Genomic DNA, 21,242 nt, shown 5'->3' with positions numbered 1-21,242 from the left:
GATGGTTCAGTCTTGTAAGAGAAACATTGTCATGAAACAGGTGGTCACATGAATTCCATACCTATGTATACAACGCCGTCAGGCTTTAAACCAACCACAGAGCGCCCCATTCCGCACGCAAAGATGGCGCTTCTTACGAATAGCACGGAACTCGTGCCCGATACGGATGCAGATAGCTACTTTTTCCGTGAACTAGAGGAGCACGATATTCTGCTGAATGAAGCTCAGATCCAAGCTGTGCGCCATTTCAAAGGTCCTCTACTTACACTAGCTGGCGCAGGTTCTGGCAAAACGACGGTACTCGTGTGCCGCGTCGCTTACTTACTCCGTGTTCATCAGGTACAAGCTGCGAATCTGCTTCTTATTACGTTTTCCAAAAAAGCCGCTGAAGAAATGCGGGAACGTCTCACGACGATGCCTGGTCTTCATGCAAGTATGGCTAATGTGATGCAGGTGCGGACGTTTCATGCTTTTTGCCTGCGATTACTGCGAATGAACGGGTTGCAGCAGGAGATTCTGAGCGATGGCCGCTTTCAGCAAATTGTTTTTAAGCGGATCATGCTTAGTATGGGCCTGCAGGATACGTATCAGCCTGAAGTGCTTATTTCGCTGCTTTCCTCCTATAGAATGCAGTTGATCGAGGTCGAAGATCTCCCAGAAGCGACGGAAGAGGAGCAGGAAGTAAAAAAGATTTTCGTGCAGTATGAACAGTGGAAAATGGAGCAACAGAAGATCGATTTCGATGATATTTTGATCAAAGCGTATCAGCTGCTCCTTCAAAACCCCGACGTTCTCCGCTCCATGCAGCGAAAGTTCACGTACATCAGCGTCGATGAGTTCCAAGATACGAATACCGTTCAGTATGAAATTATTAAAATGATTGCGACAGCTCACCAGAATTTAATGGTTGTGGGTGACGATGACCAGACGATTTATTCGTTTAATGGGGCGAGAAATGAATTTATTTTGCAATTCCATGAGCAGTACCCTGCCGCTACAACCGTTACTTTGGATATCAACTACCGGTCAACGTCAAGTATTGTTGGTTTGGGGAACGCGATCATTAAGCACAACGTGCAGCGGAAATCCAAAACGCTTCTAGCAACGAAGGAAAGTACGCTGAAGCCGCACTATGTTAAACCTGCAAATAGTGATGACGAAGCCGATTGGTTAATCAACGATATTCGGCTCAAGGTTGCTGAGGGCGGCAGCCAGTATGGGGATTTTGCGATTTTGTATCGGACGGCGAGCAACAGTCGGGCCATTATTGAGCAGCTCATCCTGCATAACCTCCCTTTTGTGGATTATGGCACCAATGATTCGTTCTACGAGCAGTGGATGGTGAAGCCGATTATTGACCATTTGCGAATTGCCCATGAGCGTCGGAATTTCGAAGCCATCGAAGGTGTCCTCCCCTCATTATATATTGGACGAGACCAAGGCATGCGTATTATTCAAGATCAGGAAGCGATTCAGGCGAAAAAGTGGCCCTTAATTCACCTGCTTGGGCTTCCGCAGTTGAAAGATTTTCAGAAAGATAAGCTAAAAGCCCGCATCCGTCTAATCAAATCACTTGTTGAAATGACGCCGTTGGCGGCGATTCAAGCAATTCGTAAGGATTTTTACGATGCGTTCTTGGAGACCAACAAGCGCAGCAAGCTCACGCAGCATCGCGAAATGCTGAAGGAAACGCTGGACGAGCTGGAGTCCTCTGCCAAGCGGTTCAATACGGTGGAGCAGTTCCTTTATTTTATCCATGAAGTGGCGGAAAAACGCACGGAAATGCGAATGCAAAGCAAAGAGCAATTCGCGGATAAAATCTCGCTCATGACGATTCATAAATCGAAGGGACTCGAGTTCCCGATCGTGTACTTGCTCTGTGCGATTGAGGGCAATATGCCGCATAGCTCGGCACTCGAAGCAAGCCATTTGGACGATGTCAAAATGGCGGGCGTTGTTGCGCGGGATAAGTCGGCGGCTGCGCTAGAAGAGGAACGGCGACTTGCTTATGTCGCCGTGACACGGGCGAAAGGCGAGCTGCTGATCAGCTCGCCGGCGTTTTATCGCGGGAAGAAGGCGGAGCCTTCCCGGTTTCTGTTGTCCGCGTTCCCTGGCGCGGACGCAGGGGTTGTCACCAGCCGCAGCATGCCGGCTGGCGGTGCTGCGGCCGCTCGCGGAGCGGCGGCCGGGCGGTCAGCCACCGGCGGAGCCGTGGCTGGGGGTAGTGCTGCGACCGCGACCGAGCGGGTCGCGGCGTGGTTGTGCGGCGCGACCGGCTGCAAAGCCTGGTCGCGGATCTCTTCGCCGCAGGAGGCACGACTCGCGGCGAAGGCGTGCCCGCTCTGCGGTGCGGGCATGGTCAAAGGCAGCCGCGAGATCACTCTAGCGCGGCGGTAACATCAAAGAGCAGCCATCCGCAAAGGATCGCTGCTCTTTCTTTCATCTCGACATTTTACAATTAAACTAACTCCCTCAACGCATGTAACGCCGCATCATAATCCGGATGGTCCTTCATTTCAGTCAAATACTCCACATAACGAACGGTGTCATTTGCATCCACGATGAAAATCGCACGCTGGTCCAGCTGAATCTCTTTAATGAGCACGCCGTAGGCTTGACCGAAAGAGCGATTTTTGTAGTCAGACAGGGTGACCACTTTATCAATACCCGCAGCGCCGCAGAACCGGCTTTGAGCAAAAGGCAGGTCCACGGAAATCGTCAAGATGACGACGTCATCACCTAGCTTGTCGGCCTCCACATTAAAGCGGCACGTTTGAGCGTCGCATGTCCCGGTATCGACGGAAGGGACAACGGATATGAGCTTTATTTTGCCTGCATAATCCGCCAAGCTTACCTCGGTCATCAAATCCTTATTTACTCTAAAATCTGGCGCTTGATCCCCTACTTTAATTTCCGGTCCCAGCAACGTGATTGGGTTCCCTCCAACTGTAGCTACGCCTGTGCGTTCTTCTATGTGTGTTTGTGTCATATCAGTATCCTCCTAAGATTAGTTCTTGTGTAGTATGCTGCTCCGAAATAAATCGCTCGGCATCGAGCGCCGCCATACATCCGCTGCCTGCAGAAGTAATGGCTTGACGGTAGATGCGATCCTGCACATCGCCGCAAGCGAACACGCCTGGAATTGTCGTCTGAGATGTGCCTGGGATCACCTGCAGGTAACCGAGCTCATCGGTTGGCAGCTGCCCGCCTAGGAATCCTGTGTTCGGAGTATGACCGATCGCTAAGAAAATACCATCCGCCTCTAGCAACTCCTCTTTGCCTGTTGCATTGTTGTGGACTTTCAGTCCTGTCCCGCCCATCGGCCCCGCAACCACTTCAAGCGGTGTGCGATTCAAGCTCCACGCTACTTTGCTATTGCCGCGAGCATGTTCCTGCATGATTTTCGAAGCTTTGAGATCATCCCTCCGATGTACCACACGTACTTCCGAAGCGAATCGAGTCAAAAACTGTGCCTCTTCCATTGCAGTGTCACCACCGCCGATGACGATGATTTTTTTGTTCCGGAAGAAAAATCCGTCGCAAGTCGCACACGTGCTGACGCCTTTGCCGATATTGTCTGCCTCACCGGGTATCCCTAATTTCTTGGCTGTTGCACCCGTTGAAATAATCAAAGCGTCCGCGGTCAATTGTGCACCATTCTCAAGAAACAAGGTAAAAGGACGTTTGGAGAAATCCACCTCTGTTACGCGTCCCGACTGAATCACAGCTCCGAAGCGGAGTGCTTGCTTCCGCATATTGTCCATTAACTCAGGTCCCGTGATCCCCTCTGGAAAACCTGGGAAGTTATCTACCTCTGTTGTCGTGGTCAGCTGACCACCAGGTTGAATCCCTTCAATAACAAGCGGCGACATATTTGCTCTCGCTAGATAGATGGCTGCGGTTAATCCCGCGGGGCCTGTTCCAATAATAATCGCTTTGTGATGCATAGGAATGCCTCCTTCGATATGGCTATCAATGATTGCTGTATTTTGTATTGTGTAAAATTTAATTTCTTGCAAATCTTATGAATAGATCATATCAACCTTCTTTTGTATTGTCAACAATTTAATTGCATACAATCTAATTCGTTGTATCTATCCGAAGTCTTAAGCTAAGATTCAGGTTACGCTCATACTCCCTTCAGCTAAGACATGCATAATGAGGTACAGAACGCGAACGACACTAATAGCCACACCACGAGAGGAAGAATATAAATGAATTCAAAAAATAATCGCAAATGGGTATGGACATCATCCGTACTTTTGGTCAGCTTGATCGCTTACGTTTCCGTATTTCCACCCGTTTCTAAAAATGACGATGCGAAAGCCGTTGCCAAAGTCAACGGGGTTGAAATAAGCACGACCAAGCTTTATGATGCTTTGATCGCAAGTGGCGGCGCACAAACCTTGGACTCCATGATCATGGAAGAGCTTATTACCCAAGAGGGTAAAAAAGCTGGAGTTCAGATAACGGATGCTGATATTACGAATGAAATTCAAACGATTAAAGCCTCGTATGGCTCCGAGGACGAGTTTAACCAAGCACTTACCAACTATGGCATGACTCAGGATGATTTGAAGAAAAATATGCAAACACAAGTGATGCTCAAAAAGATTTTGGAGCCGCAAGTTACCATCACTGACGATGAAATCAAGAAGTATTATGATGAAAATTTAGAATCTCTAAAAGTACCTGCACAGGTGAAGGCTTCTCATATCTCTGTAGCGACGGAAGCTGAAGCTGAGGCTATTATTGCGAAGCTGAAAAGCGGCGGAGATTTCGCAGCACTTGCAAAGGAAAGCTCCACGGATACAACGACGAAAGACAAAGGTGGAGACCTTGGCTATATCTCAGCAGGTCAAGTGGATCCAGTCATCGAAGCCGCGGCATTTGCTTTGGAAACAGGTGGCTTAAGCTCAGCCGTACAAACGGCAACAGGCTACGATGTGATTAAAGTAACGGATCATAAAGCCGCTTCAACACCTACACTTGCGGACAAAACCGATACGATTAAAAAAAGCTTAGTTGATCAAAAGATCTCAACACTTTCCCAAACTTGGTTGGATCAGAAAAAATCAGAAGCGAAGATCGAAAATAATTTAGCCGATATCGCTAAAACAACCTAACCATAAAGGACCGTCCCTCAAGGTTTCATTACCTTAAGGGACGGTCCTTTTATTGTCATATTACGGCGTGTGAAGCTTCATCTCGTTCAGACTCTTGAATTGATAGCCCTGCGCTCTGGCAGCATCAATAATCTTACCAAGTGCTTCCGTATTATCACTAGATACGGAATGCAGCAGGATGACGGCGCCTGGGTGCAGCTGGGCCATCACATTTTTATAAGCATACTCCCAGCCCTTCTGCTTCTTCGGTTCCCAGTCACGGTACGCAACGGACCAGAACACATTGGTGTAGTTAAGGCCTTGGCTGACAGCCAGCGAACGGTCATTGAAGATACCCCGCGGCGTGCGCAGATAGTGCATGTCCTTTTGCCCCGTAACTGCAGCGACCTCATCTTTCACTTGGTTCAGCTCTTTCTGAATACGTTCTGCCGAAATTTGACTCATATCGGGATGGCTCCACGAGTGGTTCCCGATCAGGTGTCCCTCTGAGGTCATGCGCTTCAGCAGCTCCGGTTCCGTCCGAATGTAATGGCCTGTCACGAAAAATATAGCAGGTACCTGCTTCTCTTTCAGCACATCCAGAATCCTGCCTGTGTAGCCTTGTTCATACCCATTATCGAAGGTTAAGTACAATTCCTTGAGCGACTGATCGCCTGTAAAAACAGCCCCATGCTGCTTCAAGAGACCCTTGAAGCCTTCTTGATCGATGGATGGCGGCTGACCATTGACGCTTTTTTTGAAACCAAAATGATACGATCCATCGGCAGACACCATTGTCACTTGCCCCGCCAATAAGGCCAGAGAAAGCAGTATAATTCGCAAGATTTTCACGTGGATGTCATTCACTCCTTGCCTTGTGTGATAAGTTGTGGTGGTGAGTTACAGCCAAGTTGGACTGTTACTAATATGCCACATTATATTTTTTCTCATCCGAAATCTGTGATATCCCCCCATTCCACTTGGCTTTCACTTGAATACAATAGAGTGAGTACATGATTTGTAGGGGTGGAGATTTCAATTCGTAGACGTGATACTAAGCCAATCAAAGAAGATTTACTGCATATCCTAAAGCTATCTTCGGAAGAAGACATATATCAAGCACAATATAACGGGTTTTCTCTAGCCGATATCGCGAGAGCTAATCAGGTTGATGTACAGAAGGTCATTGAACTCCAATTAGCGGAGCTAATGGAGCAACTTCAGGCTCGTCTATTCAATGGCAGCATCACATCAGAGCAATATTTGGCTCAGCGTGCTGAATTACCAGAAATCATTAGTAAGAGCGTATATGCCATGTGATAGAGCGGCACCCCTTCTTGGGGTGTTTTTTTGCTACTGATACCGTTTAACCTTGCCGCGGTATGTAGCTCAAATTGTTTTAAACTAGCAAATCTTGAAGATCTCTATCGAGCAGAAAACCTCCGCTAATCTAAATATAGGCTTGGCCTCCAGCGGCAAAGTGCCTGAACAGACAAGCTGTGTCTGTCAAACTTGGCATGGGGGGCCCGACCTAGTCTTTAGCTGTATAAACTACAGTTAATTTTCGCGAATCTAACGGTTTCGCAGGAATAGCTGGAAAACATGTAGTTAATTTGTAGAGATTTTGAAGAATCAGGCTAAACCTTGAAAATTAACTGTAGGAAATACATTTAATCCCACGGATACGAGAAATACGGTTCAATTAGATGGAGAAAATCCAGTTAGATTCAAGAGCTGTGGTGCTTTCTGGGGTTGGGGAACCGGGAACCGGGCGTATCCACGAGCCATAATAAGGGGTAAGCTTCGCCGCCGCCCAAATCCAAAAAGGATGCCAAGCCGTTACCACGGTTGGCATCCTTTCACTTTACCACGCTAGATCATGCCACGCAGGCGATCCGCAATAACGCGCATCATACTGCGCAGTACATCGATGTTCTGGAAGCAAAAGCTCAGCACGAGATCACGATGCAGCTGGAGCAATACGGTTGGCTCCTTCGCGGTGCAATCCGCCGAGCGAGGGCCGCTGTCGATGATTGCCATTTCGCCGAAGAAGGCTCCTTCGCCCAGCAGCGCAAACTCTTCGCTGCCACGGTGCACGCGGATGCTGCCTTCGATGATCCCATACATGGTATCCCCGAAGTCACCAGCGCGACAGATCGCTTCGCCTGGCTCATAGGCGACTTCATCGACCATTTGGGCCAGCCAAATGAAGTCATCTGGGCCCAGATGGGCAAATAGGTCGATCTTTTGCAGTACGAGGATCCGACGTAAAATCATTTCGTCTCTTGTCAATTCCCTCGCACCCTCAGGCTCTTGGAGCGCCGCTGCCGCGGCTTCTGCCTGCGCAAGTGCAAGCTCCGACCGTGCAGCTTCGTTATTCTTATCTAGCACTTGTCCTTGCTCCACCTCGGAAGCCTGCCCTTTCCCCTGACCACGCTCCAGCTCGGAGCGCAGCCTGCGTGAAAGCAGCTTCATCATTTCAACTGCAATGCTCGTCTGATCGAACATCATATCGAAGAACACGGATGAATCCAGCCGCCACAGCACCATATTTTCTTCCGCCTTAATCGTCGCTGTCCGCGCGCTGTTCGTCAGAATCGCCATCTCACCGAAGCAATCGCCTAGTTTCAGTTCACCGAGGAGCTGTTTGTCGCGATATACCCCGGCTCTGCCCTCATCTACCAGCATAAGGGAATCGCCTGTATCACCCGCTTTAATGATGGTATTCCCTTGTTCGACGGCCATTTTATGCAGTCGCTTAGCAATAACAGATAGGTCTCTACTCGTGAGACCCTGGAATAACGATACACGACGAAGCAGTTGCACACGGTGCATCAGATCCGCGAGTTCGACGTTCACAGACACTTCTGACGACTTCCGAAGGGTATGGTACTGTATCGTTTGTGTTAGCCAATCGTCTCCTTGCTCGGCTAACCAGCTCAAATGCAGGTTCAGCTCTACCTTGCTAGCTGCTGCTTTCGCTACCGTCCGTGAGCCTGCCATGAATTTAGCCATGTTCGTACGCAAAGTCCCTTGCAGCGTCTGATCGATAACCTCTTCCGCATTGGCCTGTTGACGTGAGTCACCTTCCGACCAGTCCAGATACACAGCCTGCATCGTTTGCCCATCATGCAAGAGGGCGAGTAATAAAAACACCCGTCGCGTAATCGCTGACCGAATTTCGCCAATGATATTCGCAATATCCGCATAGTCAGCTACGCCAACGACACTTGCGCCATGCTCAGCAAACTCCGCATAGAGCTGCAACTCTTGGAAGATATACGCCTCCACTTTCCCACTATCGGGCTGAGGCAATTGCTTACACATGCGTTGCAATGACTCTAAAATACGGTCACGCAAGGCATAAGGTGCCCTCTCATAGCAAGCAAACAACATGTCCATCGCTCGTTGTGTAGCAATTCGTTCAAACACCGCCGGCAAATATAAGCTAATTTCCTGCTGCTCCAAATATGGTGCCAGCTGTGGCAGCACATCATCTTCGTCATAGGCTGCAAGCGCGTCGATGGCGTAGCGCCGGGTTTTGCTATCTTTTAGCATACCAATAATCGGTACAAGTAACGGTGGCACGTGGAGGATCGCGGCTGACTCCAAAGCTCGAATTCGAACCAGCGGACTGTTATCCTGCAAGAGGGAAATGAGTGGCTTATAGAAGTTTTTTACACGGATTTGTCCGAATAACGCGGCCATTGCAATCCGTTCCTCTTCGTGTCCGCTCTTCATCATTTCTTTCAGCTTCCCAACCGCACGAAACATGCCTTCAATGCTATAGTATTTGACTAAGCCAGCGATGGTTGCGGCCTGAACCTCAACGGATTGGTCATCTAAATGAACCGTAATCTCTTCAACATAATCTTCTTCGGCATAAGCCGAAAGGGCGATAATCGCTTTCGCTCTGACTTGTGTGTGTTCCACTGCTATCAGGGTCTGCAGGAGGGGTTCAAAACCTTTCGGTACCTTCACCTCCACATACGCCAAGGCTTCTAAGCGAATTTCAGTTATGGGGTGATGCAGCAGGCCGTCCAAATGCGGTGTTAGGTCAAATGAGCTTGTCTCTTTCAAAAGACCGAACGCATACAGAGCTTGCTGCTTGTCTGAGCCATTCAGCGCATCGATCAGGATTTGCCGAGTAACGGAATCCATCAGATTAAGCTCGACCTTTTGCAGGTCGTCGCCGCCAGTTTTGAGATTCGACAATAGCGTCGTCAAGTACGCTTTCTTTACCTTGATGCCCGCGAAAATCCCCACAACGAGCAAAACTAACACGATATAGCTCAGCTTCTCTGGGGCTACGAATCGCGTAACGAGGAGAAGACAGATGGCCGCAAGTCCTTTGGCACCATTCCGAACAATCCCGTCCAAAAATCCCTTCGCTTTATTCCGCCATTCTGGAGGCACGGGGAACATTACTAACTGGCTCACAGAGGAGTAAATCGTGTCGCCGACGACCTTATCGCTCCCTTTGACAACAACCGCCATAGCAAGGATCGGCAGTACGAGAATCCCGAGACTCCCTGCGAAGAGAGCGATCGGGAAAATTAACAGCGCCGTCATCACGCCAAATCGCGTAATCACACGCCCTGACACGAGCAATTGCACACAGAGGGCAATCAACCCAGAGAAGCCGTAAAAGCTTCCCATGAAGCCGGCTAATGCCTCATTTTGCAAGGTGCCACGTAAAATGACCTTGAACTGGTAGTCAATTAAGGTTAGCGACACAACGAGTGCAGCAGCCAATATTGCGACATATTTGAGATGCGGAACGCTCGCGAAAAGGCCGCCTTTTTGCTGTACGGATGACGACTTAGCAGCTGTTTTGCGCGCCTGTGCCGGCTTCGAATCACCGTTGTCTTTGGTCATACCCAATACGAGAAAAACAGCGACAAGACCGAGTAACTGCAGAACTGCGTACACATAGATTAAATTCGCTGTTCCTACGAGCGGAACTAGGACTTTGAGGCCGAAACCGCTTAAAATCCCGCCCATAATCCCCCCGCTGCCAACGAGTCCGATCATCTGCTTCGCTTTCCGCTGGTCCATGACCGAGGTAGCGAACTGCCAGAAGCATACGATCATCAGAAAATTGAACACATCATAGCCGATATAAATGACCGGAAACACCCATCGCAGCTCCAGCCCTACGCCGAATCTAGAGATCAGAACGAAGGTCGAAATTAATGGAATCATCAGTTTTAGAAGCGTTTCTAGGCGTACCTTGGGGGAGAAACGTTGGAATACGATGCCTGCCGTAATCATCACGAGTGCCTGCGGCAAGTACATCAAGGACAAATAAGAATTGTCGAATCGACTTAGGAAGAGTGTATCTGCCGCTGTTCGTCCGATCGTTGAAGCTGACACCACAAAGAATAAATAAGTAAATAACAGAAATACCTTCCTGTATTCCTTCTTATCCTCTGTGAACTTATCTAAAAAGGATTGATACTTTTTACTAATACTGCTGTTCACACGACACCTCATTTTCAAATCAAACGATCAGACTCTCCCCTAAAATTGTACCAGAAGTCCTAGGAAAAAATAACTACTTTTTCTACAAAATGACGTATACAAGCACAAAAAAAGACATCATCCGCGGATGTGTCTTTCATAAAGTGAAAACCATCTTATACTCGGTAATTGTCGCCTCTCCAGCTGCGAATCGCTTTCTTAATCGCATCTGGGGCCATCCGCTCAGCTGCTGCCTTCTTACAAAGTGCAGGAAATTCTTCATCCGATGCAAAGCGTAAAGCCGTAATTTGTCCCATCGTCAGCTTCTTATCCAGCAACTTCTGTGTCAGCACAAAGTGCCGAAGGTTCTCTTCTGCTCGAATCGCCCGATCCTGCACCTTAATCGGGTAGGAACGGATAAGCAAAAAGATCACAACCACAATGACAGCAATGAGTACAAACATGACTGCTGGCAGCACCTGATCGTCGGCCTGTAAGGCGCTCACTAGCTGCATGATGGATAGAACCACTAAGCCTAGCGCTAACAATGTGAACATATAATGAAACAACGGATGCATACGTCGATGGTTAACATAATTTTGAACCTTCATCTACTATTTCCCCACAATCTCAGTAATCTCTCTCTCTAATAAGAGATAACGATGCACACTTCTCATGATGGGCACTTTCGTTAGATTGTTCTTATCCACGTATTGCTTCATCTGATCTTTCGATAGACCTAAAATTTTGCCTGCTTCCATCACTGTCAGGACAACTTCGTTGCTTGTCGCGTTGAATGTTGTCTTCACCTTTTGATTCCAGTCTTCAAATGATTGCATGTATTCGCACCCTTCTCATTCCGATCTCTCTATTATAGCACGAAAATACATTTTTCACCCAATTACCTTCATCTGCCACCTAAGACTCCTCATCACTCATTAGTGCCAGCAGTGCTTTCGGCAACGCAAATTGCTGATTACTTATCATAATCTGATTCAAAGCATCCTCGGCAATATCCGCCTGCTCTTCCTTAATCAAGCCGATCTCGGCATGCAGCCGTTCCATCTGTGAATCCAGTGCTGCCGCGGAGGCTGCTGCTTGCTTCAACTCCTCCAGTAGACGACCTGGTACTGCTTGGTTACCTTCACTGAATTTATAGAATATCTTATGCTCCAAGCTCGCCCAACAGTCCATGGCAATCGTACGAATTTGAACTTCCATACAGACGCGCTCCTCGCGGTCCGACATATGTACAGGCACTTCAATGAGCAAATGTAAGCTTTGGTACCCATTCGGCTTCGGATTCTTAATATAATCCTTTTCGCTCAAAATATTGAGATCATTCTGGTTTCTCAGCATCTTCGAGATGACATAGATATCGGAGACGAATGAGCATGTAATTCGCAGGCCGGCAATGTCCTTTACGCTGCCCTTAATGCCTTCGAAAGAAAGCTCTCCCCCTTTTCTCATCAGCTTTTGAACAATGCTTTCCGGTGATTTCAAACGAGATTTCGTATGTTCAATCGGGTTATATTCATGCAGCATCTCGAATTCTTGAACGAGGATTTCAATCCTTGTTTCCATTTCATCCAGTGCAAACTTATAGGTCATCATGAAGCGCGTAATGTCATGTTTAAACTTCTTCAAGTCATTCATCGAAATTTGATTGCTGATCATATTCATGCAGAACTCCATTCTTTGGTCATGGTTATTTTCCATTCTTTGCTAGTTTAAATCATGAGGATCGCTCGAAGCAAATTTAGCGAACAGAAAAGACACCTTCGCTGATCTCATACCCCCTTCTTTTTCCCAAGGGTTGTACATAGAAATGGAAAGAGACACCCGCGAAAGGATGTGCTTTCCCACTATGGCGATGCAACACCTGCTGTCCAATCAAATGGAGCTCTTCCTGCAATATGGACTGGCCATTTTTTGGACAATCACCTATATTCTCATCATTATCCAAGGGTTCAAGGATCGCGCCTGCGGCATGCCATTAGCAGCCATATGCGCCAATATTACGTGGGAGTTTCTATTCGCGTTCGTGATGCCTTTTCACCCGCTGCAGATGATCATTTCACTTGTCTGGTTCCTGCTGGACTGCGTCATTCTGTTCCAAGCTGTCTACTTTGCCAAACCTAAGTTTCCGCCGCGATTACTCCTACCTGCGATTTTCTTCCTACTTGTGATTTCCCTGCTGCTCCATGTCGGAATGGTCGTCGAGTTCCATGATCAAGTGGGCAAATACACAGCTTTTGGCATCAATTTGATGATGTCCGTTCTGTTTATCGAGCTGCCCTTTAAGCAGGGTCTGAAGGGTCAGTCTATTTATATCGCGTATTATAAAATGCTGGGTACCTTGTGCGCTTCCGTGCTCTGTTATTCTCTGTTTCCGGACTCATTTCTACTAACGATCATGTGTGTGTTAGTGACGGTGGCGGATCTTATTTATATTGTGATCGTTCATCGGGCGGAGTTGGTGGCTCGTCGAGTAGATGCAGCCTGAACGAAATAAAGCTAGGTTTAAAATCCACCATTTTGAATAATAATAACTAATGACTTTAAATTACTTTAAAATCAATTTAAATTAATTGAAAAACATAGCTAAAAGCATTAATATGGAGGTATGGGGTGATGTTAATGCCGATAACCTATGCGGAAAAAAACTTATTTAGCAGGAATGCACAAGAAATCGTAGTAGAACTCCTTGATCGTAGTTATGATAATAGTGTTTTGTTATTTAAAGTTCTAGCCCATTCTGTGCAGAATAATGCTACGCTTGTACAAACATTAGATGAGTCCATATTTGAAAATACAGAAGTTTTTAAAGAGCAATTTTCAAACTTATTACAGCATGCACTGACTCAAGCTTATAATCAAAAAGAGATAATTACAGAGTCAACGAAAGATTACAGCATAAAAGAGCTCTCGAAATATTTCGGAGTTTCTGTCGTTTCCATACACAATTGGTTAGATCAAGGACGATTTGAGGGCATTGAACGTGCAGGTGACCACAAGCATAATCGTATTCCCGGAGATACATTTTACGTTACAACTACGGGTAAAAAACTCAGAGTCGACGATGTGGTTAAAATGTGGGAACAGCAAGAGCTAGAGCATGAACAACAGCATCAGCAAGAAGACAATTTAAACTACTATACACGCCAAATCGCGATGTATGAGCATAAATATCATGGTGAATATGAAGCGACGCTCGGTGCGAAAGCTGAATTTACTCCCGAAGAAGAGACAGACGCTCAAGTTTGGAAACACTTGCTAAGGAGGCAAACACTTGAGTTTAGAAATACCAAAGAGTAACTTCATTTTTATCGAAAAAAACTTCTCCGATATTATTCAGGAAATTCGAAATGGCGCACAAGGTCTTGCGAGCGATGCTAGAACAATTCGCAAAACAATCGTTTTTCATGATTTCTCCAAAATGTACTGCATCGAATTCTTGGAGGAAACCAAAACAGAAATTGAGTTGTATTGGTATGATTGGTATGCAGAAAATCAACAACTGATTATGAAGTTCCATGCACATTATCATGCAGATGGAACACCAGCGCATATTTCCGTCCATGATCCCTTCCATATTCAGAATGATACATACCGAGGGCCGGCCTAATACACATTTTCGTGAACTTACTCATATCTTAGAATTTATTCGATTAAGACAACATACCCTCAAGAAATAACAAGAAAAGACACCCCAAAGAGGTGTCTTTTTCTTTGCCTATGCTAAAATCGGCAGCTTCACATGACTTGGATACGCCTCCGAGTGGTAGATCTTCTGCGTCACCACGACCGGCTGCGGATCCTCATACGGATTCAACCCGGTGTTCGTGTTGGGGAATGCAATCATTTTACTGGACGAAGTCACAGTAAAGCGTAAGCAGTGCCCGCGCGGGAAGGTGTGTGCGATATTTTGGATAAATATCGTGTACTTCTCCACCTGCCCTGGCGTCAGGAGTTCCGGTGCATCCAACCCCTTGCGATACTTCGCACGCACGATGTAGTTGGACAGCTTAATGGAGTTCCCCTTCGGGTCCACATCGCTTAAGGTCACGACCCAATCCGTGTCGACGCCGCTGCTCGACGCGTACAACTCGCATGATAGCTCGCCTGCCACGGTCACTGCTTCCGTCAGCACCTCGCTCGTGTACACGAGGATGTCGCTGCGCAGCTCATGCCGCCGCATATTCTCTGGCTCGCGCTCACCGCTGTCGGCGACGGGTTCTTCCGGATTGTACACGTACGAATCCGAATCAGCCTGTTGCGCCTGTGCCCCCAGCGTCAACACGCCATCCCCAAGGCTGGAGTTGGCTCGCCCGCCGCTGCCCAAAAACCACTTCGTCGCCGTCGCCTCGCTCGGCGTCCAATCATCCGAGGTGTGCCACTCGTTGGTGCCGACCACGTAGTAACTCGCCCGAGGCTCCTGCTCGATGCCATTGGCAATGCCCTTCAAAAACCGATCAAACCAGCGCAGCACGTTCACATCGTAGTTATACACAACAGCATCGTTACTGAAGCTGGTGTCTAGCAGATCGCGGGCACGATTCGGGCCGTGCTCCCACGGGCCGAGCCAGATTTTGCGGTTCGGCACATCGTGCTTCGTGAGCATCCGCCAAGTCTCCGATACCCCCGCGCTGTCGCCATCGTACCAACCCGAAATGACAAACATCGGCGCCTTCACATGCTCTCCGCGCTCACTATACGTGCAGTTACGCCAGAAGTCGTCGTAATCCGGATGCTCGCTCCATAGATCCCACGGGCCGGATGCTTTCCCAAGCATCTGCTGCGGAATCTCGCGGATCGGTCTCGCATCGACAGCCTTCTCGGGGCTAACCGTCCGGCCACCGAAAATATCAAAATCCGTCCGCGTCCCCACCGACTGCGCCAACGTCCAGCACAGCAAAGGCCAAGAGCACACGGTGCCGCCTTTGCGCACCGTATCGACGAACGGCGAACCGACGTTCACTTCGTTCACGACGGCCTTCAAGTTCGGGTGCCCGCTTGTCGCAGCGGCTGTTACTACGTAGCCGAGGTAAGACGCGCCCCACATGCCAACATTGCCGTCGGACCATTCCTGTGCGACGATCCAATCAATCGTATCCGAGCTATCGTCCCGCTCATAGAAGAACGGCACTAGCTCCCCTTCCGAATCGGCGCGTCCGCGAACATCCTGATTGACGACGGCGTAGCCTTTGTTCGCCCACCGCTTGAAAAACGTCTTCCGCATATTGCGGTCATAGCACGTGCGGATCAGAATCGTAGGCAGCTTCATGCCTGCCGCTACGCCCTCTGGTAGATACACATCCGTCGCCAAACAAACGCCATCCCGCATCGGGATCAGGTCTGTTCCGAGGTCATTCACCCCATACTGTGCAGCAGACAATAAAGGATCCGCATACTCCCTCAACGGTGTCACAGCCTCATATCCCTCCACGACCAGCACTTCCATGCCATAGCGGTTCGGGGCCACAAAAGCCACGATGCAGCCATCCACTGTCACGATATCGAGCGCGGTATCCTTACGCAAAGCCCATACTTGCGAGGTCACTACTTGCCCCTCTACCTCAGCAGTATATTGGACATGCTTCTGATACAGCTCACCGTTCCCCAGTGTAACTGTATTATCCCCCTGCCACTCAGCGGCGGCATAATGGGACTGATTCGACATGATTTTCTGCAAAGGAAGTATAAAGCCTGCCTGTTCGGCCAGCACATTCTCTTGCATCTGCGTACGTCGACGTGAATCCACCTTGGCATGCAGAATCGCGCTCTCCGTAAAACGAATCGTTCCCTCAAATACGCCCGCCGCATACAGCTTATAACTGCTCGTCCATCGCTCTCTCGTCATCTCCGCCATCTCCTATCCACACACCGCTTCAAACACGCGCAGCCAGTTGCCGCCCATCATTTTCCGAACATCCTCATCCGAGTAACCTCTTGCCACCAAACCACGGGTAAAATTAATAAAATAGCTATACTTCTCAAGCCCCTTCACCGTTTCCGTCGAGGGCCCATCCCCTTTGGCAAACCCAATGCGAGGCGCAATATGCTCTTTAAAATAGACCAACGACCACGCCACATCGCTCATCGGCCAGTCGGTACCAATCCCGACATGGTCCACGCCGACCAGTCGGACAAGATAATCCATGTGATCGAGCACATGCTCAATCGTCGTATCATTCGGATCCCCGTGGACGAACCACGGCATCGCAAACACGCCAATTACGCCGCCCGTTGCGGCAATGGCTTGGAATTCCTCATCGCTTTTGCAGCGCATATGACGGTAGATGTTCTCAACCCCGGTGTGCGAAGCAATCACTGGCGCTGTCGAAAGCCTACACGCGTCCAGCGTCGTTTGTTTCCCACAATGACTCGTATCGACGAGGATGCCTAGCTCATTCATTTTGCTAATAAAACGCATACCGAACTTGCTCACGCCGCCATTAGCCTCTTCGGCACAGCCTGATGCAATATAATTCTGATTGTTATACGTAAGCTGCAGCACTCTCAGCCCAAAATTGTACATCGCCTCGAGCAGCTCCAGGTTCTTGCCGAGACCATCGGTTTCCTGTGCGGTAACGATCCCCGCCTTCAAATTGTCTCTCTTCGCAGCACGAATCTGCTCAGCCGTCACAACCTTAACTAGCCAATCGTTCGCATCAAATTGACGCTGAATATCACCCATACTGATGAGAATCTTGTCCACACTAGATACATCCAACTGACGATTCCCTGCCGTGATACCAGAACGGTACCACTCGTCTTTGAACTCGGAGATCTCTCCGCGGGCCGCCATGTCGTGAATGATTTTGCTCGGCATTGCGCTGTATGTCCATGAATCCTCTTTGAAAGGCTCACATGCCTCACGAATGCTCTCTGATACTGCCTCCGGAATCGCCTTCGGGGACAGTGGTCCCTGGAACAAAAGATCAATAATAATCGAGCTATCATGCAGCTCCCGTGCGCGCGCTTCTTGCTCTGGTGTAAGGTTAAAAGGATATAGTCCATCTGTTGCGTTCATCGATGCTCACTCCTAGAAGTCAATGTGGGTTCCTTTGTGCGTGCGAATCGCTTCTTTGTAGATATAATTGGCTGCCGCTAAATCCTCGCAAGCAAGCCCTAACGATTTAAACAGGGTGATGGAGGTGCCTCTGCGTCTTCCTTCTTTCGAACCCACCAACAGCTCACCAATTTCGGCTAAAATGTGGTCCGCCCCAATCGCCCCCTCCTGCAGAGGGATCAGGTAATCACCCGCTTCGTTCACAGCGGATTCCGTGCGGTCCACGAAGAGCTCTGCTCGGCGCACCAGCTCGGTATCGAGCTCGCGATCCTTCGCTCGGCAAGCGCCTACGGCGTTCACATGCGCGCCTTCTTTTATCCACGCCCCCTGCACGATCGGCGTCGTCGCCGCCGTCACCGTGCAGATGATATCCGCATCGGCCACAGCCGCCTGTGCGGATTCAGCGGCCTCGACAGTGACAGCCGGATAGCGGCTTTCCGTCTCGGCCTTGAGCTTCTGGGCATGGGCCGGATTCGGTCCCCATACCATGATCTTCGTGATCGGGCGCACTAGCACCATCGCCTCGATATGTGTACGGGCCTGCTCGCCCGTGCCGATCACCGCAAGGGTCGCTGCGTCGGGGTTAGCGAGCAGCTTCGTTGCTACCGCGCTCACGGCTGCGGTGCGGATGGCAGTGATTTTGGTGCCATCGACAATCGCCTCCAATTGACCGTCGGTCGAATTGAACAGTGAGACAAAGCCTTGATGAGATGGATAGCCTTTTCCATGATTACCCGGGAATACGGTAATCACCTTGGCGCCAACCTTCTCATCCCTTTTTAAATACGTTGGCATCAGCCCCATCACATTGCCGCCTTCGAGCGGAACAACGGATCTTAACGCTTGCACGGCTTGTCCATTCGTCAAATCGGCGAGCACAGCTTCCATGATATCGATGCAAGCTGGCATCGTGAGAAGCTCTAGCACTTCAGTTGACTTGATCACTAACATCTTGGATCACCTGCTTTTATGTAGTTCATTCTATTATATCAAACTGAGCCGACCTAGACATCCATGACTGCACTACGATTTAGGCTTGCTGTCCGAGATACGGAACGACGTTCCGCTATTTCGGGTAAATGAGCGATATCCGTCGAGTTACGGAACGACATTCCGCTATTTCCACGAAAACAGCCGTTTTCAAGCAATTTTTTAGAAATAGCGTACTCACGTTCCGTATCTTTTGAAAAATAGCTATTTTGGGACAAATAGCGTCCCCACGTTCCACAACTTCCCCCATTACTAGATCGAACTAAAAAAAGCGCCCCTAAGGCGCTTTTTCTACCATATTTTCAATTTATCCAGCGCTCACTTTACGGTACTTGATGAAGCTGCCAATCCGCCATACACAAATGTATAAATACGCCATGACCATCGTCAACACGGCGAATTCCGTAGGATCCAAGCCTTTGAAATACTGGGATAATATCAAGCGGAACGCAATGACGGCAATGATCACATACTTAAAGTTGGGGTTTGGCTTCGCATATACGAAACCATCGTCCCGCTTCTCATACCCCGTATGGTACAGCATAATACTGCCTAATCCTACGCCGAGTACACCTGCACAAAGGAGTTCCCAAATCGCCGGGAGATGAAAAGGATGATCAGGTATATTTGTCAGCGAGCTCAGACTAAGACCGAACACAATGAGAGCAGAAAGACCGGAATCAGCATACCTCTTCCTTTGTTCTTGATCGGCTTTGCTTTTCCTCGCGTTCTAAGCCAAATGACCAAAACGATAATCACAGCACCGATCCCATAACCGATGAGTGTTTCAGCATTCATACCCTAGTGCCCCTTTCGATGATTAGTTGTACCAAATTATAAAGTTACTTCTGCGAATTTACCTCCGTCTGGAGACCGACTCACGCACTTGGACGAAAAAAAGCACCCCGCGGGGTGCTTTTTGTAACGCTGATATGTAGCTTAACCAGGTTATGATTGAAACATTTGCTTCACTAGCTCTTTATTCCGATTCTTGAATACTTGATTATGCGAGGAGACCATGGCGCTCTTCTCTGCTGTAGGCTGGATGTACTGTTTGGCTTTATTCACCGCATTCGCCGCATCCTGGAACGCTCCAGCAATCAGATGCACTTTCCCTGGATGATGAAGAATGTCACCTGCTGCATAAAGTCCTGGCACAGAAGATTCGCTGTTCGCGTTACCTGCAATATAGTAATTCTCAGCTCTCTCGATCTCGATTTCACTATTTTCGAGCAGCGTCGTATCGCGATCATAGCCATGGTTGATAATCACTTCATCTACATGAAATGAGGTCACTTCGCCCGTCTCATGGTTCGTTAGCTCAACGCGTTCAATGGATGCGTCCTCCCCAGCAGCAAAAAGCTTCGTAATCGAAGTGTTCAAATAACACGCCACGGAACTATTCTGGAGCTGCTTCACTTGAGCTTCGTGCCCTGTCAGCTGATCTTTGCGATAGCTCAAAATGACCTGCTTCGCAAAAGGCTCCAGCTCATTGGACCAATCTACAGCTGAGTTACCGCCGCCAGAAATGACGACAGTCTTGTTCTTAAAGCGCTCCAGCGACTTCACCGTATAGTTCAAATTGGACACTTCGTAGCGCTCTGCGCCTTCGATCTCCAGCTTTTTCGGGTTGAGGATGCCGGAGCCGACAGCGACGATTACGGTCTTGGAGTAGTGAAGCTGCCCCGATGTCGTGCGCAGGACGAAGATATCATCTTCGTTTTTTGCAATAGCTTCAACCTTCTCATTCAAAACAACCTCAGGGCTGAACGTAAGGCCTTGCTCAACAAGCTGAGTGATCAGCTTCGCTCCAGGTGTCGGCGTGATGCCGCCTACGTCCCAGATCATTTTTTCGGGATAGACATGTATTTTTCCGCCAAGCCGCGGCTGGAATTCAATAATTTTGGTCTTCATTTCACGAAGTCCACTATAGAAAGCCGAGTAGAGTCCTGCTGGCCCCCCGCCAATAACTGTTACATCAAACAATTCGTGCTGCTCCATATACGTCCACTCCTTGCCCCACTAATTGCGATTGAGAATCATTATTAATGAATCATACTGCGTTTTGTGCATTTTTTCAACTATCTGACATCGATTTTACCGGCATTCCCACGATAGCTCCAACGCCATAGCTTCGCTTGTGATACGAGATCTAGGTCTCTACCAGCTCAAACATGGTTATTGGGTGGCAGTGGGAGAACAGTTTTGTTTCCGGGGTTTTCCCCCTAAAAGGAGCTCGTTCTCCCGGCTACCGCCATCTTATACCGAACCTAAAAAAAGGCCAACCAGATATTTTTGGTTGACCTAATAATACGAAGAGGAGCTCTGCCGCTAAGCAGACTCCTTAACTATCGTTCTCCATCCCGTTCATGCAGCGCAGAGGATGAAAATGAAAAAAGATTTAAACCGTCAATACTGCTACTACGTCTGGGAGAGGAATGTCGATCGTCTGACTCCTTTGATAGACAAAAACTTGGGCTATTGTAAGGAACTCAGTCCGAAGACTTGAAACACTAGGCTACAATGTTACAACTTTCGAAGTTTCCTGATTTACGGATTTACTGATCACCAATTTCCTTTTCTTCGACAGCTAGTTTTTAATTTTCATG

Annotated in this window: 19 protein-coding genes; 6 read left to right on the top strand and 13 right to left on the bottom strand. The window is 48.6% G+C overall.

Features of this window, described 5'->3' with window-relative positions:
• The first annotated feature begins 48 nt into the window (after positions 1-48).
• Positions 49-2,397, top strand: coding sequence for a UvrD-helicase domain-containing protein (locus tag AC1DVJ_RS05635; protein WP_477589029.1), 2,349 nt, complete (start codon positions 49-51; stop codon positions 2,395-2,397).
• 61 nt (positions 2,398-2,458) lie between these two features.
• Here AC1DVJ_RS05635 and tpx read toward each other — a convergent pair whose 3' ends face one another.
• Positions 2,459-2,989 (bottom strand): thiol peroxidase, encoded by a 531-nt coding sequence (gene tpx, locus AC1DVJ_RS05630; RefSeq protein WP_477589028.1) that lies wholly within the window; start codon positions 2,987-2,989, stop codon positions 2,459-2,461.
• Position 2,990: 1 nt separating this feature from the next.
• The gene (trxB, locus tag AC1DVJ_RS05625) at positions 2,991-3,947 is read right to left on the bottom strand and encodes a thioredoxin-disulfide reductase (protein WP_477589026.1); all 957 of its coding nucleotides are present in this window, start codon (positions 3,945-3,947) and stop codon (positions 2,991-2,993) included.
• 267 nt (positions 3,948-4,214) lie between these two features.
• Between trxB and AC1DVJ_RS05620 the strand changes: the two genes are divergently transcribed.
• A complete protein-coding gene (locus AC1DVJ_RS05620; RefSeq protein WP_477589025.1) occupies positions 4,215-5,126 on the top strand; it encodes a peptidyl-prolyl cis-trans isomerase in 912 nt (303 codons plus the stop codon).
• Positions 5,127-5,186: 60 nt separating this feature from the next.
• Here AC1DVJ_RS05620 and pdaA read toward each other — a convergent pair whose 3' ends face one another.
• Positions 5,187-5,900 carry a delta-lactam-biosynthetic de-N-acetylase gene (pdaA, locus tag AC1DVJ_RS05615; protein ID WP_477589270.1) on the bottom strand — a complete coding sequence of 238 codons (714 nt, stop codon included), beginning with the start codon at positions 5,898-5,900 and terminating at the stop codon, positions 5,187-5,189.
• Between the two features lie 231 nt (positions 5,901-6,131).
• Here pdaA and AC1DVJ_RS05610 point away from each other — a divergent pair, with 231 nt between their 5' ends.
• Positions 6,132-6,425: a hypothetical protein gene (locus tag AC1DVJ_RS05610; protein ID WP_477589023.1), complete on the top strand. Its 294-nt coding sequence runs from the start codon at positions 6,132-6,134 to the stop codon at positions 6,423-6,425.
• Positions 6,426-6,977: 552 nt separating this feature from the next.
• Here the strand turns inward: AC1DVJ_RS05610 and AC1DVJ_RS05605 are convergent.
• From AC1DVJ_RS05605 to AC1DVJ_RS05590, 4 genes are all read right to left on the bottom strand, one after another.
• Positions 6,978-10,589: an Npt1/Npt2 family nucleotide transporter gene (locus AC1DVJ_RS05605; protein WP_477589022.1), complete on the bottom strand. Its 3,612-nt coding sequence runs from the start codon at positions 10,587-10,589 to the stop codon at positions 6,978-6,980.
• Between the two features lie 155 nt (positions 10,590-10,744).
• Positions 10,745-11,179 (bottom strand): DUF6526 family protein, encoded by a 435-nt coding sequence (locus tag AC1DVJ_RS05600; protein WP_477589020.1) that lies wholly within the window; start codon positions 11,177-11,179, stop codon positions 10,745-10,747.
• 3 nt (positions 11,180-11,182) lie between these two features.
• Positions 11,183-11,407 carry a hypothetical protein gene (locus tag AC1DVJ_RS05595; RefSeq protein WP_028555525.1) on the bottom strand — a complete coding sequence of 75 codons (225 nt, stop codon included), beginning with the start codon at positions 11,405-11,407 and terminating at the stop codon, positions 11,183-11,185.
• 79 nt (positions 11,408-11,486) lie between these two features.
• Positions 11,487-12,251 (bottom strand): GTP pyrophosphokinase, encoded by a 765-nt coding sequence (locus AC1DVJ_RS05590; RefSeq protein WP_477589019.1) that lies wholly within the window; start codon positions 12,249-12,251, stop codon positions 11,487-11,489.
• Positions 12,252-12,435: 184 nt separating this feature from the next.
• On the opposite strand from AC1DVJ_RS05590, the gene AC1DVJ_RS05585 reads away from it, so the two are divergent.
• The 3 genes from AC1DVJ_RS05585 (at position 12,436) to AC1DVJ_RS05575 (ending at position 14,196) form a co-directional block, all read left to right on the top strand.
• Positions 12,436-13,074 (top strand): transmembrane-type terpene cyclase, encoded by a 639-nt coding sequence (locus AC1DVJ_RS05585; protein ID WP_477589017.1) that lies wholly within the window; start codon positions 12,436-12,438, stop codon positions 13,072-13,074.
• Positions 13,075-13,202: 128 nt separating this feature from the next.
• On the top strand, positions 13,203-13,886 hold the full coding sequence (locus AC1DVJ_RS05580) for a hypothetical protein (protein WP_477589016.1): 684 nt from the start codon (positions 13,203-13,205) through the stop codon (positions 13,884-13,886).
• On the top strand, positions 13,861-14,196 hold the full coding sequence (locus AC1DVJ_RS05575) for a hypothetical protein (protein ID WP_477589015.1): 336 nt from the start codon (positions 13,861-13,863) through the stop codon (positions 14,194-14,196). The genes AC1DVJ_RS05580 and AC1DVJ_RS05575 overlap by 26 nt, the downstream gene beginning before the upstream one ends.
• Before the next feature lie 108 nt (positions 14,197-14,304).
• On the opposite strand, the gene AC1DVJ_RS05570 is transcribed toward AC1DVJ_RS05575, so the two are convergent.
• From AC1DVJ_RS05570 to AC1DVJ_RS05545, 6 genes are all read right to left on the bottom strand, one after another.
• Positions 14,305-16,431 carry a CocE/NonD family hydrolase gene (locus AC1DVJ_RS05570; RefSeq protein WP_477589014.1) on the bottom strand — a complete coding sequence of 709 codons (2,127 nt, stop codon included), beginning with the start codon at positions 16,429-16,431 and terminating at the stop codon, positions 14,305-14,307.
• A 12-nt stretch (positions 16,432-16,443) separates the two neighbouring features.
• Complete coding sequence (locus tag AC1DVJ_RS05565) at positions 16,444-17,604, bottom strand: dipeptidase (protein WP_477589012.1); 1,161 nt, start codon at positions 17,602-17,604, stop codon at positions 16,444-16,446.
• Between the two features lie 12 nt (positions 17,605-17,616).
• Complete coding sequence (locus tag AC1DVJ_RS05560) at positions 17,617-18,594, bottom strand: ornithine cyclodeaminase family protein (protein WP_477589011.1); 978 nt, start codon at positions 18,592-18,594, stop codon at positions 17,617-17,619.
• Positions 18,595-18,940: 346 nt separating this feature from the next.
• Positions 18,941-19,291 (bottom strand): CcdC protein domain-containing protein, encoded by a 351-nt coding sequence (locus tag AC1DVJ_RS05555; protein WP_477589010.1) that lies wholly within the window; start codon positions 19,289-19,291, stop codon positions 18,941-18,943.
• Positions 19,273-19,431: a hypothetical protein gene (locus tag AC1DVJ_RS05550; protein WP_477589008.1), complete on the bottom strand. Its 159-nt coding sequence runs from the start codon at positions 19,429-19,431 to the stop codon at positions 19,273-19,275. The genes AC1DVJ_RS05555 and AC1DVJ_RS05550 overlap by 19 nt, the downstream gene beginning before the upstream one ends.
• A gap of 150 nt (positions 19,432-19,581) precedes the next feature.
• On the bottom strand, positions 19,582-20,634 hold the full coding sequence (locus AC1DVJ_RS05545) for an NAD(P)/FAD-dependent oxidoreductase (protein ID WP_477589007.1): 1,053 nt from the start codon (positions 20,632-20,634) through the stop codon (positions 19,582-19,584).
• Positions 20,635-21,242: the final 608 nt, after the last annotated feature.

Source organism: Paenibacillus sp. P4_A9 (assembly GCF_056402415.1).
This window is presented reverse-complemented; position numbering and strand designations above follow the sequence as displayed.

Excerpts from the sequence above, each read along its gene's own strand:
- AC1DVJ_RS05635 (WP_477589029.1), top strand. The coding sequence starts at position 49 with ATGAATTCCATACCTATGTATACAACGCCGTCAGGCTTTAAACCAACC.
- tpx (WP_477589028.1), bottom strand. The coding sequence starts at position 2,989 with ATGACACAAACACACATAGAAGAACGCACAGGCGTAGCTACAGTTGGA.
- trxB (WP_477589026.1), bottom strand. The coding sequence starts at position 3,947 with ATGCATCACAAAGCGATTATTATTGGAACAGGCCCCGCGGGATTAACC.
- AC1DVJ_RS05620 (WP_477589025.1), top strand. The coding sequence starts at position 4,215 with ATGAATTCAAAAAATAATCGCAAATGGGTATGGACATCATCCGTACTT.
- pdaA (WP_477589270.1), bottom strand. The coding sequence starts at position 5,900 with ATGGTGTCTGCCGATGGATCGTATCATTTTGGTTTCAAAAAAAGCGTC.
- AC1DVJ_RS05600 (WP_477589020.1), bottom strand. The coding sequence starts at position 11,179 with ATGAAGGTTCAAAATTATGTTAACCATCGACGTATGCATCCGTTGTTT.
- AC1DVJ_RS05595 (WP_028555525.1), bottom strand. The coding sequence starts at position 11,407 with ATGCAATCATTTGAAGACTGGAATCAAAAGGTGAAGACAACATTCAAC.
- AC1DVJ_RS05590 (WP_477589019.1), bottom strand. The coding sequence starts at position 12,251 with ATGAATATGATCAGCAATCAAATTTCGATGAATGACTTGAAGAAGTTT.
- AC1DVJ_RS05585 (WP_477589017.1), top strand. The coding sequence starts at position 12,436 with ATGGCGATGCAACACCTGCTGTCCAATCAAATGGAGCTCTTCCTGCAA.
- AC1DVJ_RS05580 (WP_477589016.1), top strand. The coding sequence starts at position 13,203 with ATGTTAATGCCGATAACCTATGCGGAAAAAAACTTATTTAGCAGGAAT.
- AC1DVJ_RS05570 (WP_477589014.1), bottom strand. The coding sequence starts at position 16,431 with ATGACGAGAGAGCGATGGACGAGCAGTTATAAGCTGTATGCGGCGGGC.
- AC1DVJ_RS05565 (WP_477589012.1), bottom strand. The coding sequence starts at position 17,604 with ATGAACGCAACAGATGGACTATATCCTTTTAACCTTACACCAGAGCAA.
- AC1DVJ_RS05560 (WP_477589011.1), bottom strand. The coding sequence starts at position 18,594 with ATGTTAGTGATCAAGTCAACTGAAGTGCTAGAGCTTCTCACGATGCCA.
- AC1DVJ_RS05550 (WP_477589008.1), bottom strand. The coding sequence starts at position 19,431 with ATGAATGCTGAAACACTCATCGGTTATGGGATCGGTGCTGTGATTATC.
- AC1DVJ_RS05545 (WP_477589007.1), bottom strand. The coding sequence starts at position 20,634 with ATGGAGCAGCACGAATTGTTTGATGTAACAGTTATTGGCGGGGGGCCA.